The sequence below is a fragment of the Streptomyces sp. NBC_00454 genome, assembly GCF_041434015.1.
Lineage (GTDB): Bacteria > Actinomycetota > Actinomycetes > Streptomycetales > Streptomycetaceae > Streptomyces.
Genome location: NZ_CP107907.1, coordinates 4,259,807 through 4,273,282, shown reverse-complemented (window position 1 = coordinate 4,273,282; position 13,476 = coordinate 4,259,807). Strand labels below are relative to the sequence as shown.

At 71.2% G+C, this 13,476-nt stretch carries 14 protein-coding genes and 1 tRNA gene; 8 read left to right on the top strand and 7 right to left on the bottom strand.

Annotation, left to right across the window (positions count from 1 at the left end; genetic code table 11):
* Positions 1-55: 55 nt before the first annotated feature.
* Positions 56-874 (bottom strand): endonuclease III, encoded by an 819-nt coding sequence (gene nth, locus OHU74_RS19855; RefSeq protein ID WP_371617158.1) that lies wholly within the window; start codon positions 872-874, stop codon positions 56-58.
* A gap of 398 nt (positions 875-1,272) precedes the next feature.
* Here nth and OHU74_RS19850 point away from each other — a divergent pair, with 398 nt between their 5' ends.
* On the top strand, positions 1,273-1,947 hold the full coding sequence (locus tag OHU74_RS19850; protein WP_330297784.1) for a Crp/Fnr family transcriptional regulator: 675 nt from the start codon (positions 1,273-1,275) through the stop codon (positions 1,945-1,947).
* Between the two features lie 165 nt (positions 1,948-2,112).
* The gene (locus tag OHU74_RS19845) at positions 2,113-2,922 is read left to right on the top strand and encodes a nucleotidyltransferase domain-containing protein (protein ID WP_371617157.1); all 810 of its coding nucleotides are present in this window, start codon (positions 2,113-2,115) and stop codon (positions 2,920-2,922) included.
* Positions 2,923-2,965: 43 nt separating this feature from the next.
* Here the strand turns inward: OHU74_RS19845 and OHU74_RS19840 are convergent, their stop codons facing one another.
* The 4 genes from OHU74_RS19840 to OHU74_RS19825 all read right to left on the bottom strand — a co-directional run bounded on the left by OHU74_RS19840 (position 2,966) and on the right by OHU74_RS19825 (position 5,543).
* Positions 2,966-3,811, bottom strand: a complete 846-nt coding sequence (locus OHU74_RS19840; RefSeq protein WP_371617156.1) for an MBL fold metallo-hydrolase — start codon at positions 3,809-3,811, stop codon at positions 2,966-2,968.
* Positions 3,808-4,722 carry an NUDIX hydrolase gene (locus OHU74_RS19835; RefSeq protein ID WP_371617155.1) on the bottom strand — a complete coding sequence of 305 codons (915 nt, stop codon included), beginning with the start codon at positions 4,720-4,722 and terminating at the stop codon, positions 3,808-3,810. Before OHU74_RS19835 ends, OHU74_RS19840 begins: the two co-directional genes overlap by 4 nt.
* Positions 4,723-4,911: 189 nt before the next feature.
* Positions 4,912-5,382 carry a RidA family protein gene (locus OHU74_RS19830; protein WP_371617154.1) on the bottom strand — a complete coding sequence of 157 codons (471 nt, stop codon included), beginning with the start codon at positions 5,380-5,382 and terminating at the stop codon, positions 4,912-4,914.
* A complete protein-coding gene (locus OHU74_RS19825; RefSeq protein WP_107089134.1) occupies positions 5,379-5,543 on the bottom strand; it encodes a DUF4177 domain-containing protein in 165 nt (54 codons plus the stop codon). Before OHU74_RS19825 ends, OHU74_RS19830 begins: the two co-directional genes overlap by 4 nt.
* Before the next feature lie 84 nt (positions 5,544-5,627).
* Here OHU74_RS19825 and OHU74_RS19820 point away from each other — a divergent pair, with 84 nt between their 5' ends.
* Together OHU74_RS19820 and OHU74_RS19815 are read left to right on the top strand one after the other, a co-directional pair.
* A complete protein-coding gene (locus tag OHU74_RS19820; protein WP_371617153.1) occupies positions 5,628-6,608 on the top strand; it encodes an ArsA family ATPase in 981 nt (326 codons plus the stop codon).
* Positions 6,605-7,888: an ArsA family ATPase gene (locus tag OHU74_RS19815; RefSeq protein ID WP_371617152.1), complete on the top strand. Its 1,284-nt coding sequence runs from the start codon at positions 6,605-6,607 to the stop codon at positions 7,886-7,888. The genes OHU74_RS19820 and OHU74_RS19815 overlap by 4 nt, the downstream gene beginning before the upstream one ends.
* A 58-nt stretch (positions 7,889-7,946) precedes the next feature.
* Here the strand turns inward: OHU74_RS19815 and OHU74_RS19810 are convergent, their stop codons facing one another.
* Positions 7,947-8,297 (bottom strand): WhiB family transcriptional regulator, encoded by a 351-nt coding sequence (locus OHU74_RS19810; RefSeq protein ID WP_330297777.1) that lies wholly within the window; start codon positions 8,295-8,297, stop codon positions 7,947-7,949.
* A gap of 386 nt (positions 8,298-8,683) precedes the next feature.
* Here OHU74_RS19810 and OHU74_RS19805 point away from each other — a divergent pair, with 386 nt between their 5' ends.
* Positions 8,684-10,963, top strand: a complete 2,280-nt coding sequence (locus tag OHU74_RS19805; RefSeq protein ID WP_371617151.1) for a transglycosylase domain-containing protein — start codon at positions 8,684-8,686, stop codon at positions 10,961-10,963.
* A 91-nt stretch (positions 10,964-11,054) separates the two neighbouring features.
* Here the strand turns inward: OHU74_RS19805 and OHU74_RS19800 are convergent, their stop codons facing one another.
* The gene (locus OHU74_RS19800; protein WP_330297775.1) at positions 11,055-11,516 is read right to left on the bottom strand and encodes a GatB/YqeY domain-containing protein; all 462 of its coding nucleotides are present in this window, start codon (positions 11,514-11,516) and stop codon (positions 11,055-11,057) included.
* Positions 11,517-11,632: 116 nt separating this feature from the next.
* Between OHU74_RS19800 and OHU74_RS19795 the strand changes: the two genes are divergently transcribed.
* The 3 genes from OHU74_RS19795 (at position 11,633) to OHU74_RS19785 (ending at position 13,397) form a co-directional block, all read left to right on the top strand.
* The gene (locus OHU74_RS19795) at positions 11,633-12,571 is read left to right on the top strand and encodes a metallophosphoesterase (RefSeq protein ID WP_330297774.1); all 939 of its coding nucleotides are present in this window, start codon (positions 11,633-11,635) and stop codon (positions 12,569-12,571) included.
* A gap of 22 nt (positions 12,572-12,593) precedes the next feature.
* The gene (locus tag OHU74_RS19790; RefSeq protein ID WP_371617150.1) at positions 12,594-13,283 is read left to right on the top strand and encodes a Pr6Pr family membrane protein; all 690 of its coding nucleotides are present in this window, start codon (positions 12,594-12,596) and stop codon (positions 13,281-13,283) included.
* 40 nt (positions 13,284-13,323) lie between these two features.
* Positions 13,324-13,397, top strand: a tRNA-Pro gene (locus tag OHU74_RS19785).
* Positions 13,398-13,476 lie beyond the last annotated feature (79 nt).

Here is a 13,476-nt window from a genome sequence, read left to right as displayed (position 1 = left end):
CGCGCCTCAAACGCCGGCGGGGCTGGATTTGCCGGGGTCCTGGGTCTGCAGGGGCTCAGGCGCCCGCGGCGCCGCCCAGCGGCGGGGCCGGGAGGCCCGGGTAGTCCGGCGGGGGGCTCAGGCGCTGGCCCGGCTGGCCGCCCTTCTCGTACTTCAGGAGCTTCGCCGCCTTCTCGGGGTCGGTCTCTCCCTCCCCGTAGGCCGGGCAGAGCGGGGCGATCGGGCAGGCGCCGCAGGCGGGCTTGCGGGAGTGGCAGATCCGGCGGCCGTGGAAGACGACGCGGTGCGAGAGCATCGTCCACTCGCTCTTGGGGAAGATCGCGCAGATCTCCGCCTCGACCTTCTCCGGATCCTCCTGCTCGGTCCACTTCCAGCGCCGCACGAGGCGGCCGAAGTGGGTGTCGACGGTGATTCCGGGGACCCCGAACACATTGCCGAGGACGACGTTGGCCGTCTTGCGGCCGACGCCGGGGAGGGTCACCAGGTCCTCGATCCGGTTCGGGACCTCGCCGCCGAAGTTGTCGCGCAGGGCCTGGGAGAGGCCGAGGAGGGACTTGGTCTTCGCCCGGAAGAACCCGGTCGGGCGGATCAGCTCCTCCATCGCCTCGGGGTCGGCCGCGGCCATGTCCTCGGGGGTCGGGTAGGCGGCGAACAGGGCCGGGGTCGTCTGGTTCACGCGCAGGTCGGTGGTCTGCGCGGACAGGACGGTGGCGACCAGCAACTCGAAGGGGTTGCGGAAGTCGAGCTCCGGATGGGCGTAGGGGTAGACCTCCGCCAGCTCGCGGTTGATCCTGCGCGCCCGCCGCACCATCGCCAGGTGGCTCTCCGGCTTCGCCCCGGCCTTCCCGGCGTTCTTGACCTTGCTCTCTGCCATCCCCGAAGGCTACGCCGGACAGTGCGCCGCCCGTGGCCGGACGTGACCTTGCCCCCGGAACGGGTTTCTTGGCCGAAACTTTGCCTTGGGGTGCGGGTGGCGGCACCGGAAGGACCTCTGGTGGGGCTTGTTCGCCCACGGCTGAATTTGGGGTGCCCGTCACTCCCCCGGAGCCCTTGGCCTGTGCTCCCACCGGCCTGTTGGACACCCGGCGGGGTCGGGGCCGAGCACCCACGGCCGCCCCGGACCTCAGGTAACACCACCCCGATCGGCCTCTCGCCGCACAGCACACCCGTACGTCCGGCATCCTTGTGATGAACGTGATTGATCGCACTGTTTGAGCCGTCCGGCAAAATAGGGGAGCGGTCCCCTGGCCGGTCGACATAGGAGAGAGACTCGTGGACGACGTACTGCGGCGTGCCCCGCTCTTCGCGGCGCTCGATGACGAGCAGGCCGCGGAGCTCCGCGCCTCCATGGGCGAGGTGTCCCTCGCGCGCGGTGACGCACTGTTCCACGAAGGCGACCCCGGCGACCGGCTCTACGTCGTCACCGAGGGCAAGGTGAAGCTCCACCGCACCTCCCCCGACGGCCGCGAGAACATGCTGGCCGTCCTCGGCCCCGGCGAGCTGATCGGCGAACTGTCGCTCTTCGACCCGGGCCCGCGCACCGCCACGGCGACCGCGCTGACCGAGGTCAAGCTCCTGGGCCTGGGCCACGGAGACCTCCAGCCGTGGCTGAACGCCCGGCCCGAGGTCGCGACCGCGCTGCTGCGCGCGGTGGCCCGGCGCCTGCGCAAGACCAACGACCAGATGTCCGACCTCGTCTTCTCGGACGTCCCGGGCCGTGTCGCCCGCGCGCTCCTCGACCTGTCGCGCCGCTTCGGCGTGCAGTCGGAAGAGGGCATCCACGTGGTGCACGACCTCACGCAGGAGGAGCTGGCGCAGCTCGTCGGCGCGTCGCGCGAGACCGTGAACAAGGCCCTGGCCGACTTCGCGGGCCGCGGATGGCTCCGCCTGGAGGCGCGCGCGGTGATCCTGCTGGACGTCGAGCGACTGGCGAAGCGCTCGCGCTGACGCCGGCCCGTCGCTGATTGCTTCGAAGGGGTCCTGCCCGACCGGGCGGGGCCCCTTCGCGTTTCCCGGGCCCGGTGGCCCCCCCTGGACGCCCAACGGGGGAACACGCCGACGGCGGGGGGCCCCGGCTGCCCACCGCGGCCCGGGGGGCAGCACAGTAGGAGCATGGAGCACAGAGGGCTGGACACGTACGGGTACTTCGAGCGCGAGGGCTCGCTGGGCCAAGTGCGGGGCGACTTCGTGCCGGTCGTGGCCGCCGCGCGGGAACGCATCGGCGAGGCCTACGGGCGCCGGCTGCACAGCGCCTACCTCTACGGCTCCCTGCCCCGCGGCACCGCCCGCCCCGGGCGCTCCGACCTGGACCTGCTGCTCGCCCTGCACCAGGAGCCCGCCGACGAGGACCGCGACACCGCCGAGGTGCTCGCCCACGGGCTCGACGAGGACTTCCCGGTGATCGACGGGGTCGGCATCCTGCTGTACGGCAAGGACACCCTGCTGAGCGAGCGGGAACGTCACGACCTGGGCTGGTTCCTGGCCTGCCTGTGCACCCCGCTGCTCGGAGCCGACCTGGCCGAGCACCTCCCCCGCTACCGGCCGGACAGCCTGCTCGCCCGCGAGACCAACGGCGACCTGGCCGTCCTGCTGCCCCGGATGCGGGCCCGGATCGGGGCCGCGGCCACCCCCGAGGAGTACCGCAAGCTGTGCCGGGGCTTCTCCCGGCACCTGGTGCGGACCGGATTCACGCTGGTCATGCCCCAGTGGGGCGGCTGGACCAGCGACCTCGTGGAATCGGCGGAGATCTTCGGCCAGTACTACCCCGAGCGCGCCGCGCAGATGCGGGCCGCGGCCTCGGCCGCGCTGGACCCGGTCGAGGACCCGGCCGTGCTGCGCGGGTACGTGGAGGACCTGGGGCCGTGGCTCGCGGACGAGTACACGGCCCGGCACGGGACGAAGACCCCCCGGCCGCCCCTCTAGAGGGCCCCCGCCGCCCGCTCGGCCCCCGCCGGGACGGGGGGCGTCATTCGGGCCCCCCGGGGATCAGTCCGTGGTCCTGGAGGTACTCGAGCTGCGCCCGGACGGACCATTCCGCCGCCGGCCACAGCGACCGGTCCACGTCCTTGTAGACGTGCTCGACGACCGCCGCGGGAGTGGAGAAGCCGTTCTCGACGGCCGTCTCGATCTGGGCGAGGCGGTGGGCCCGGTGGGCGAGGTAGAACTCGACGGCGCCCTGCGCGTCGTCCAGGACCGGCCCGTGCCCCGGGAGCACCGTGTGGACCCCGTCATCGACGGTCAGGGAACGCAGCCGGCGCAGGGAGTCGAGGTAGTCGCCCAGGCGCCCGTCGGGGTGGGCCACGACGGTGGTGCCGCGCCCGAGGACCGTGTCTCCGGTCAGGACCGCCCGGTCGGCCGGCAGGTGGAAGCAGAGCGAGTCCGCGGTGTGGCCGGGGGTGGGGACCACCCGCAGCTCCAGGCCGCCGGTGCGGATGACGTCCCCGGCTGCCAGTCCCTCGTCGCCGAGGCGCAGGGCGGGGTCCAGGGCGCGGACCTTCGTACCGGTCAGCTCGGCGAAGCGGGCCGCGCCCTCCGCGTGGTCGGGGTGGCCGTGGGTGAGGAGGGTCAGCGCGACCCGCTGCCCGGCCTGCTCGGCGGCGGCGATGACCGCCCGCAGGTGTACGTCGTCCAGCGGGCCGGGATCGATGACCACGGCCAGGTCGGAGCCGGGCTCCGAGACCAGCCAGGTGTTGGTGCCGTCGAGGGTCATCGCGGAGGCGTTGGGGGCCAGGATGTTCACCGCGCGGGCGGTGGCGCGCCCGGAGACGACGGTTCCGCGGGGCTGGCCGGGCAGGGCGGCGGCGTCGGTCATGCGGAGGCTCCTCCGGCCCGGCCGCCGAGGCGGACACGCTTGGTGAACTCGTCGTGGCCCGGCCAGCTCAGCACCAGCTCGCCGCCCTCGAAGGCGGCCTGGGCCAGGACCGGGGTCAGATCCTGCGCGGCGGCCGCGGCGAGGGCCCCGGCGGCGCTCTCGTAGGGCTCCAGGGAGCGCAGGGTGGAGATGGTGGGCGGCATCATCAGCAGCTCGCCCTTGTCGTACCCGGCGGCGGCGTCGGCGGGCCGGATCCAGACCGTCCGGTCGGCCTCGGTGGAGGCGTTGCGGGTGCGCTGGCCTTCGGGGAGGGCCGCGACGAAGAACCAGGTGTCGTAGCGGCGCGGCTCGAACTCCGGGGTGATCCAGCGGGCCCACGCGCCGAGCAGGTCGGAACGCAGGACGAGGCCGCGGCGGTCGAGGAACTCGGCGAAGGAAAACTCCCGGGCCACGAGGGCGGCACGGGCGGCCTCCCAGTCCTCGCCGGTGGTGTCGCCGACGACGGTGTCCGCGGACTCCCCCGCGAGCAGTACCCCGGCCTCCTCGAAGGTCTCGCGGACGGCTCCGCACACGATGGCCTGGGCGGTGGCGGGGTCGGTGCCCATCCGCTCGGCCCATGCGGCGCGGGTCGGGCCGGCCCAGGCGATGAGGTGGTCCTCGTCGCGGGGGTCCACGCCGCCGCCGGGGTAGGCGTACGCACCGCCGGCGAAGGCCATGGAGGCGCGGCGGCGGAGCATGTGGACGGCGGGGCCGTCATCGCCGTCGCGCAGCAGCATGACGGTGGCCGCGCGCTTGGGCTCCACCGGGGTGAGGGAGCCGTCGGCGAGCGCGCGGATGCGGTCCGGCCACTCCGGCGGGTACCACTGGCCTCCGGCGGGGGGCCCTTGCTCAGCGTTCTGACCATTCGGCATGGCGGGATGCTACGGGCATCCGGGCCGATGTTCGAGGGCCTCCGGCCCTCGTGGGCCGCTGCGCGGGGCCTTCCCCACCCCGCCCCTTCCCGAAACCGGGGCTCCGCCCCGGAACCCGCGCCTCAAACGCCGGCGGGGCTGGAAGTGCCCGTAGGGCAATTCCAGCCCCGTCAGGGACTCAGAGCGGGGTCAGGCTCCGGCGACCAGTTCGACCTGGATCTCGACCTCGACCGGTGCGTCCAGCGGGAGGACCGCCACGCCGACCGCGCTGCGCGCGTGGACGCCGCGCTCGCCGAGGATCTCGCCCAGCAGCTCGCTCGCGCCGTTCAGCACGCCCGGCTGGCCGGTGAAGTCGGGGGCCGAGGCCACGAAGCCGACGACCTTGACGACACGCGCGATCTTGTCGAGGTCGCCGATCACGGACTTCACCGCGGCCAGCGCGTTGAGCGCGCAGATCGCGGCCAGTTCCTTGGCCTGCTCCGCCGAGACCTCGGCGCCCACCTTGCCGGTGACCGGCATGCTGCCCTTGACCATCGGGAGCTGGCCCGCGGTGTAGACGTAGGCGCCCGAGCGGACGGCCGGCTGGTACGTGGCCAGCGGCGGGACGACGTCCGGCAGGGTCAGCCCGAGCTCGGCCAGCCTGGCCTCGGTGGCGCTCATGCCGACTTCTCGCGCTTCAGGTAGGCCACGAGCTGCTCGGGGTTGTTCGGGCCGGGCACGACCTGGACGAGCTCCCAGCCGTCTTCGCCCCAGGTGTCGAGGATCTGCTTGGTGGCGTGGACCAGCAGCGGGACGGTCGCGTATTCGAACTTCTTGGTCATGGAGGCGAGCGTAGTGCCTGCTGCGCGGCGCCCCGGCCCCCCGCCCCCACCGTCACGGCGGCGGAGGAATTAGGCTCGGGCCCTGTGAGCAGGCTCCAGGTGGTCAGCGGCAAGGGCGGCACCGGCAAGACCACGGTCGCCGCAGCACTCGCGCTCGCCCTCGCACGCGAGGGCAGGCGGACACTTCTGGTGGAGGTCGAGGGCAGGCAGGGCCTCGCGCAGCTCTTCGGCGCGGAGGCGCTCCCGTACGAGGAGCGGAAGATCGCCGTCGCCTCGGGCGGCGGCGAGGTGTACGCGCTCGCCATCGACGCGGAGCGGGCGCTGCTCGACTACCTCCAGATGTTCTACAAGCTCGGCTCAGCCGGCCGCGCCCTCAAGAAGCTCGGCGCCATCGACTTCGCGACGACCATCGCGCCGGGGCTGCGGGACGTGCTGCTGACCGGCAAGGCCTGCGAGGCGGTGCGGCGCAAGGACAAGGCCGGGCGGTACGTCTACGACCACGTGGTCATGGACGCTCCGCCGACCGGGCGGATCACCCGCTTCCTGAACGTCAACGACGAGGTGGCGGGCCTGGCCCGGTTCGGGCCGATCCACAACCAGGCGCAGGCCGTCATGAAGGTGCTCAAGTCCCCGGAGACGGCCGTCCACCTGGTCACCCTGCTGGAGGAGATGCCCGTGCAGGAGACCGCCGACGGGATCGCCGAACTCCAGGGCGCGGGGCTGCCCGTGGGTCGGGTCGTCGTCAACATGGTGCGGCCGCACCACCTGGACGAGGGCGCGCTGCGCGCGGCCTCCGGGGAGCGCCGCGCGGACGTGGCCAAGGCGCTGTCCCGGGCCGGTCTGGGCGGGGCCCGGCGCGGCGGGCTGGCCGAGCGGCTGGTGGATCCGCTGCTCGCGCAGGCCGTGGAGCACGCGAGCCGGGTGGAGTTGGAGCGGGCCCAGCGGACCGTACTGGAGGGGTTGCAGGTGGCGACGTACGAACTTCCCCTGCTCGGCACGGGGATGGACCTGGCCGGGCTCTACGGGCTCGCCGCGGAGCTGCGCAAGCAGGTGGGCGAGGAATGAGCGGAGCCAGCGGGACCACGGGCACGGGCGTGGGTACGCCGCCGCGGCTGGACGTCGACCGGCTGCTGGACGACCCGCAGACCCGGATCATCGTGTGCTGCGGCTCCGGCGGGGTCGGCAAGACCACGACCGCCGCGGCGCTCGGCGTGCGGGCGGCGGAGCGCGGGCGCAAGGCGGTCGTCCTGACCATCGACCCGGCGCGCAGGCTGGCCCAGTCGATGGGGATCGACTCCCTCGACAACACCCCGCGCCAGGTGCAGGGCGTCCGGGGCCCCGGCGGCGGCGAACTGCACGCCATGATGCTCGACATGAAGCGGACCTTCGACGAGATCGTCGAGGGCCACTCGGATCCCGAGCGGGCGCAGGCCATCCTCGCCAACCCCTTCTACCAGTCCCTGTCGGCCGGGTTCGCGGGCACGCAGGAGTACATGGCGATGGAGAAGCTGGGTCAGCTGCGGGCCAGGGACGACTGGGACCTGATCATCGTGGACACGCCGCCGAGCCGGTCCGCGCTGGACTTCCTGGACGCGCCGGGGCGTCTGGGGTCCTTCCTGGACGGGAAGTTCATCCGGGTGCTGATGGCTCCGGCGAAGGTGGGCGGCCGGGCGGGGATGAAGTTCCTCAATGTCGGCATGTCGATGATGACGGGCACGCTGAGCAAGCTGATGGGCGCCTCGCTGCTGAAGGACGTACAGACCTTCGTGGCCGCCATGGACACCATGTTCGGCGGTTTCCGCACCCGCGCGGACGCGACTTTCCGGCTGCTCCAGGCCCCGGGTACGGCCTTCCTCGTGGTCGCCGCGCCCGAACCGGACGCCCTGCGCGAGGCGGCGTACTTCGTGGAGCGGCTGGCCGCGGAGAAGATGCCGCTGGCCGGGCTCGTACTGAACCGGGTGCACGGCAGTGGCGCCGACCAGCTCTCCGCGGAGCGGGCGTTGGCCGCGGCGGAGAATCTTGAAGAGGCCGGCATTGTCGATCAGGAGTCCGGGAAAGCTGGACTTCGTGACTCCTCCCCCGCCGAGACCGAAGACAGCGTCGAGACCGAAGACGGCGTCGACTCGGACGCCGACGTGGACGAGATCACGGCAGGGCTGCTGCGCCTGCACGCGGAGCGCATGCAGGTGATCGCGCGCGAACAGCGCACGCGTGACCGCTTCACCTCGCTGCACCCCGAAGTGGCGGTGTCCGAAGTGGCCGCCCTGCCCGGCGATGTACACGACCTCGCCGGGCTACGGGCCATCGGAGAGCGACTCGCGGCCGGGGTACCGGCCGGAGCATAGGCGTCCGTACGCTGCCCCCTGGTCGGGGGCGGTCCGTACGCGGGATGGCTCGGGTGATCTACCCGGCCGCCGCGTAGGCCTCGTACGGAACGTCGATCTCTCCGTCGACATCCATGGTGAGGATGCCCGTACTGCGCTCGTACTCCGTGCGGGCGGTTTCGAGCAGTCGCCGCCACGAGGTGACGGTGGGACGCCGGCGCAGCAGCGCACGTCGTTCCCGCTCGGTCATTCCGCCCCACACTCCGAACTCGACACGGTTGTCGAGCGCATCGGCCAGGCACTCGGTCCGCACCGGACATCCGGTGCACACCGCCTTGGCCCTGTTCTGTGCCGCTCCTTGAACGAATAGTTCATCCGGATCGGTAGTGCGGCAGGCTGCCTGCGCACTCCAGTCGGTAACCCAGCCCATCCCGGCGCCGTCCTCTCCCGAATCGAGGCTCCCCCACGGCGGTAGCGGCATATTCACCGCTGCCAGTTGAGGACGTTACGGAAGGCGGGCACAGTGCAACACCCCCGACGGGCCCAATCTTGAATGGCCCGAACGGACTATGGGTAAGCGGCAGATCACCCGACGGAGTGATCGTGCGACATGCCCGACCATTCCGGCGATTTGGGTGAAATCGGCGGCGCAACGCGATCACAGGGGGCGAGATTCGGACATGCGTCCACCCCATTCGGAAAGGGTGAAAAACAAGCCGAGGGGTTGATGTCCCACCGCACTGCTGTGACAGTTGAGGGCAGCTTAGGCCAAGGCATTCGCGTGTGTCCGGCGAATGAGAACGTAGGCTGCCCTCCATGGGAAAGAAGCGCTCGGGCGGCGGGCTCACGGGACCACAGCAGGCCGCCAAGTTCCTCGGTGTGTCCGTTCTCTCCGGAGTTGTGCTCGCGGGCATCGCGATCCCGGGCGCAGGCGCCCTGGGACTCGCGGCCAAGGGCACGGTCGAAGGGTTCGATGAGATCCCGGCCAATCTCAAGACGCCGCCCCTGAGCCAGCGCACCACGATTCTGGACTCCGAGGGTGGCCTGATCGCCACGGTCTATTCGCGCGACCGGCAGGTGGTCCCTCTCACGGCCATCTCCCCGTACATGCAGAAGGCGATCGTCGCGATCGAGGACTCCCGCTTCTACGAGCACGGAGCCATCGACCTCAAGGGCATCCTGCGCGCGGTCAACCGCAACGCGCAGGAGGGCGGCGCGGCACAGGGCGCCTCGACGCTGACCCAGCAATACGTCAAGAACGTCTTCGTCGAAGAGGCGGGCGACGACGAGACGAAGGTCCGCGAGGCCCAGGAGAAGAGCCTCGGGCGAAAGGTCCGCGAGCTCAAGTACTCGATCCAGGTCGAGGAGGAGCTCGGGAAGAAGAAGATCCTCGAGAACTACCTCAACATCACGTACTTCGGGCAGCAGGCGTACGGAATCGAATCCGCCGCCCAGCGGTACTTCAGCAAGCCCGCCAAGGACCTGACGCTGGAGGAGTCGGCGATGCTCGCCGGCATCGTGCAGTCGCCGAGCCGGTTCGACCCGGTCAACGACTCGCAGGAGGCGATGAAGCGCCGCAACGTGGTGCTCCAGCGCATGGCCGACATGAAGGACGTCTCGCAGGCCGAGGCGGACGCGGCGAAGCTCAAGCCGGTCCAGCTGAAGGTGACCAAGCCGAAGAACGGCTGCATCACCGCGGTCAAGGGCGCGGGCTTCTTCTGCGACTACGTGCGCAACTCGTTCCTGGACGACACGGCCTTCGGCAAGACCCGCGAGGAGCGGGCGAAGGTCTGGAACCAGGGCGGCCTGACGGTCCGCACCACCCTGGACCCGCAGTCCCAGGACTCGGTCAACGAGTCGATCAAGGACCACGTCGACCAGGACGACAAGGTCGCCACGGCCGTCACCCTCGTCCAGCCCGGCACCGGGCGGGTCCTGGCCATGGGGCAGTCGAAGCCCTACGGCTTCGGCAAGAACGAGACGCAGATCAACTTCTCGGTGGACAAGAAGATGGGCGGCTCGAACTTCGGCTTCCCGACCGGTTCCACCTTCAAGGCGTTCGTCGCGGCCGCCGCCATCGAGCGCGGAACGCCGCCGACGAAGATGTACCAGTCCCCGTACGACATGGACTATCCGAGCCCGGTGCAGACCTGCGGCGACAAGCCCTGGGTCAACACCGACCACGCACGCGTGGAGAACGAGACCGAGTCCGAGAACGGCCCGTACGGGATGAAGGAAGCGATGGCCAAGTCGGTCAACACCTACTTCGTCGAAATGATCTCCGAGATCGGCCTGTGCCCCGTCACGGACATGACCTCCAAGCTCGGCGTGATCCCGGCCAACGGCGCCAAGCTCCCCGAGGTCCCGGCCATCGCGCTCGGCAGTGAGGGCATGTCCCCGCTGACCATGGCCAACGCCTACGCCACCTTCGCCAACCGGGGCGTGTACTGCACCCCGGTCGCCATCGAGTCGATCACCGACTCGCACGGCAAGGCCCTGACGGTGCCGAAGTCCAAGTGCGGCCGCGCGATGACCGAGAAGACCGCCGACACCATCAACACGCTGCTGCTCGGCGTGGTCGACTCGGGTACCGGTCAGCAGTCGGGTCTGACCGACCGCCAGAGCGCGGGCAAGACCGGTACCACCGACAGCCGCTACAACGCCTGGTTCGTCGGCTACACGCCGAACATGGCCGGCGCGACCTGGGTCGGCTCGGGCGGCGCCAAGCAGGTGTCGATGGAGAACATCACCATCGGCGGCCAGTACTACGACAAGGTCTTCGGCGGCGGGCTGCCCGGCCCGATCTGGAAGCAGGCGGTCTCCGGCGCGCTCTCGGGCCGCGAGGCGCCGACCTTCACCACGGTGGCCATCGCCGACACCCCGAGCCCGGCCGCCGGCGGCAGGCCCAGCACGGGCAAGCCCAACAAGCCCGGCAAGCCGGGACGCGACGGCAAGCCCGGTGACGGGCAGCCCGGCGGACAGCAGACGGTCGCCGGAGCCACGACGGCCGGCGCCACGGGCGGCGACGCGGGCGGGACGAACCCGTTCCCCGGGATCAGCATCCCGCCGGGCCTCATCGGCGGCCGCGAGCAGTAGGCGTAGACGCACAAGAGGGAGGGCCCCACCGGATCCGGTGGGGCCCTCCCTCTTGCTTGCTCCAGCCGACTGGCCGGCTTGCCTGCTTGCTCTAGGAGAGGTGCTTCTTGACGGCGGCGGCGACGCGCCCGCCGTCCGCCAGCCCGGCGACCTTCGGGTTCACGATCTTCATGACGGCACCCATCGCCCGCGGGCCCTCCGCTCCGGCCGCCTTGGCCTCTTCGACGGCCTGCGCCACGATCGCGCCGAGCTCGTCGTCGCCGAGCTGCTTGGGGAGGTAGGTGTCGAGGAACTCGCCCTCGGCGGTCTCTCGCGCGGCCTGCTCGGGACGGCCACCCTGCGCGAAGGCGTCCGCGGCCTCGCGGCGCTTCTTCGCCTCCTTGGCGATCACCTTGAGGACTTCCTCGTCGGAGAGCACACGGGCTTCCTTGCCCGCGACCTCCTGGTTGGTGATGGCGGAGAGGGTCAGGCGCAGCGTGGACGAGTGCAGCTCGTTCCGGGCGCGGATGGCGGTGGTGAGGTCTTCCTGGAGCTTGGCCTTGAGCGTGGTCATGCACCCGAGTCTGCCAGGTGCGGCCCCTTCGGCGCCCGCCGGTTTTCCCGGCACGGCCTTTGTCCATGTGCCCCGTGGCCGGTCCGCCCGCCCTCCGGGTCTGCGAACATGTGCACATGCGTGCGCGTTACGGAGTACCTCTGAAGGTCACCGCCGGGATCGCCGCGGCGGGGGCCGCCGGTCTGGCCTATGCCGCCGGCTTCGAAGCCCGGTCCTTCCGCCTGCGCCGGGTCACGGTCCCCGTGCTCCCGCAGGGGATGCGCCCGCTGCGGATCCTGCAGGTCTCGGACATCCACATGGTCGGCGGGCAGCGCAAGAAGCGCGCGTGGCTGCAGTCCCTGGCCGGTCTGCGGCCCGACCTCGTCGTGAACACGGGCGACAACCTCTCCGACACGGAGGGCGTGCCGGAGGTGCTCGACGCGCTCGGCCCGCTGATGGACTTCCCCGGCGTGTACGTCTTCGGGTCGAACGACTACTACGGCCCCCGGCTGCGCAATCCCGGACGCTACCTGCTGGAGAAGACGCAGGGCCGGCACGGGCTGAACGGGAACGCGCCGGTCGTCGGCGCCGTCCACAATCCGTGGGAGGGCCTGCGCGACGCCTTCGACGCGGCCGGCTGGCTCAACCTCACCAACACCCGGGGACGGCTCAAGCTCGACGGGCTGGAGCTGGCCTTCACCGGCCTCGACGATCCGCACATCAAGCGCGACCGGTACGAGCGGGTCGCGGGCGGGCCGGAGGCCGACGCCGACTTCTCGCTGGCTGTGGTCCACGCCCCGTACCTGCGCGTCCTCGAAGCCTTCACGGCCGACCGGTACCCGCTGATACTGGCCGGGCACACGCACGGCGGGCAGCTGTGCATCCCCTTCTACGGGGCGCTGGTGACCAACTGCGACCTGGACACGAAGCGGGTCAAGGGCCTGTCGACGCACGAGGCGGAGGGGCACCGCTCCTACCTCCACGTATCGGCGGGCTGCGGTACCAACCGCTTCACCCCGGTGCGGTTCGCGTGCCCGCCCGAGGCGACACTGCTCACGCTGACCCCGAAGGCCTGACGGCGGCCAGTACGTTGGTCTGATGACCACACCCGCCGCCCTGCGCCTGCCCACCGCCGCCTTCCGCGCGCTGATCGCGGCGGCGGCCGTCACCGGACTCGTCATCGAGTGCGCGTACGGCAGCGTGCCCGTCGTCCTGAGCTTCTTCACCATCTGGACGAACATCCTGGTCGCGGTCGTCTTCACCCTCTCGGCCGTCCGCACCTACCGGGGGGTCCCGGACGTGGACCCCCTCTGGCGGGGCGGGGTCCTCCTCTTCATCCTGGTCACCGGGCTGGTCTTCCACCTGGTCCTGGCCAACCCGTCGAGCCCCTTCAACGTGGTCGAGGACCTGGACAAGCTGACGGGAGCGAAGGCCGTCTCCAACCAGCTCCTCCACACGGTCACCCCCATCGGGGCCGTCCTGGACTTCCTCTTCCTGACCGCCCCGCGCCGTCTGCGCCCGCGCCACGCCGCGCAGTGGCTGGCGTACCCACTGGCCTACGTGGTCTTCGCGCTCATCCGGGGCGCCCTCCTCTCCCCCGGCGCCACGGCCCGCTACACGTACCCCTTCATCGACGTGGCCCAGTACGGCTACGCCCGGGTCGCAGCGAACTCCCTGGTCCTCGGTCTCGCCTTCTACGCCCTCGGCCTCGCCCTGGTAGCGGCCGACCGCTACCGCCCGCCGCGCGAAAACCGGATTTCGTCTCCGGCCGAGGGTCCGCTAAAGTAATCGATGTCGCCAGGGCAGCAAGCGCTGCAAGGGTGGACATCGGGGTGTAGCGCAGCTTGGCAGCGCGCTTCGTTCGGGACGAAGAGGTCGTGGGTTCAAATCCCGCCACCCCGACTTCGTAAGACCAGGAAGGGTCTGATCCGCATCGCGGATCGGGCCCTTCTTGCGTGTCCGGAGATCGTTCGCGTGCCCG

Excerpts from the sequence above, each read along its gene's own strand:
- nth (WP_371617158.1), bottom strand. The coding sequence starts at position 874 with ATGGCAGAGAGCAAGGTCAAGAACGCCGGGAAGGCCGGGGCGAAGCCG.
- OHU74_RS19845 (WP_371617157.1), top strand. The coding sequence starts at position 2,113 with ATGGAGCACAGAGGGCTGGACACGTACGGGTACTTCGAGCGCGAGGGC.
- OHU74_RS19840 (WP_371617156.1), bottom strand. The coding sequence starts at position 3,811 with ATGACCGACGCCGCCGCCCTGCCCGGCCAGCCCCGCGGAACCGTCGTC.
- OHU74_RS19835 (WP_371617155.1), bottom strand. The coding sequence starts at position 4,722 with ATGCCGAATGGTCAGAACGCTGAGCAAGGGCCCCCCGCCGGAGGCCAG.
- OHU74_RS19830 (WP_371617154.1), bottom strand. The coding sequence starts at position 5,382 with ATGAGCGCCACCGAGGCCAGGCTGGCCGAGCTCGGGCTGACCCTGCCG.
- OHU74_RS19825 (WP_107089134.1), bottom strand. The coding sequence starts at position 5,543 with ATGACCAAGAAGTTCGAATACGCGACCGTCCCGCTGCTGGTCCACGCC.
- OHU74_RS19815 (WP_371617152.1), top strand. The coding sequence starts at position 6,605 with ATGAGCGGAGCCAGCGGGACCACGGGCACGGGCGTGGGTACGCCGCCG.
- OHU74_RS19810 (WP_330297777.1), bottom strand. The coding sequence starts at position 8,297 with ATGGGCTGGGTTACCGACTGGAGTGCGCAGGCAGCCTGCCGCACTACC.
- OHU74_RS19805 (WP_371617151.1), top strand. The coding sequence starts at position 8,684 with ATGGGAAAGAAGCGCTCGGGCGGCGGGCTCACGGGACCACAGCAGGCC.
- OHU74_RS19800 (WP_330297775.1), bottom strand. The coding sequence starts at position 11,516 with ATGACCACGCTCAAGGCCAAGCTCCAGGAAGACCTCACCACCGCCATC.
- OHU74_RS19795 (WP_330297774.1), top strand. The coding sequence starts at position 11,633 with ATGCGTGCGCGTTACGGAGTACCTCTGAAGGTCACCGCCGGGATCGCC.
- OHU74_RS19790 (WP_371617150.1), top strand. The coding sequence starts at position 12,594 with ATGACCACACCCGCCGCCCTGCGCCTGCCCACCGCCGCCTTCCGCGCG.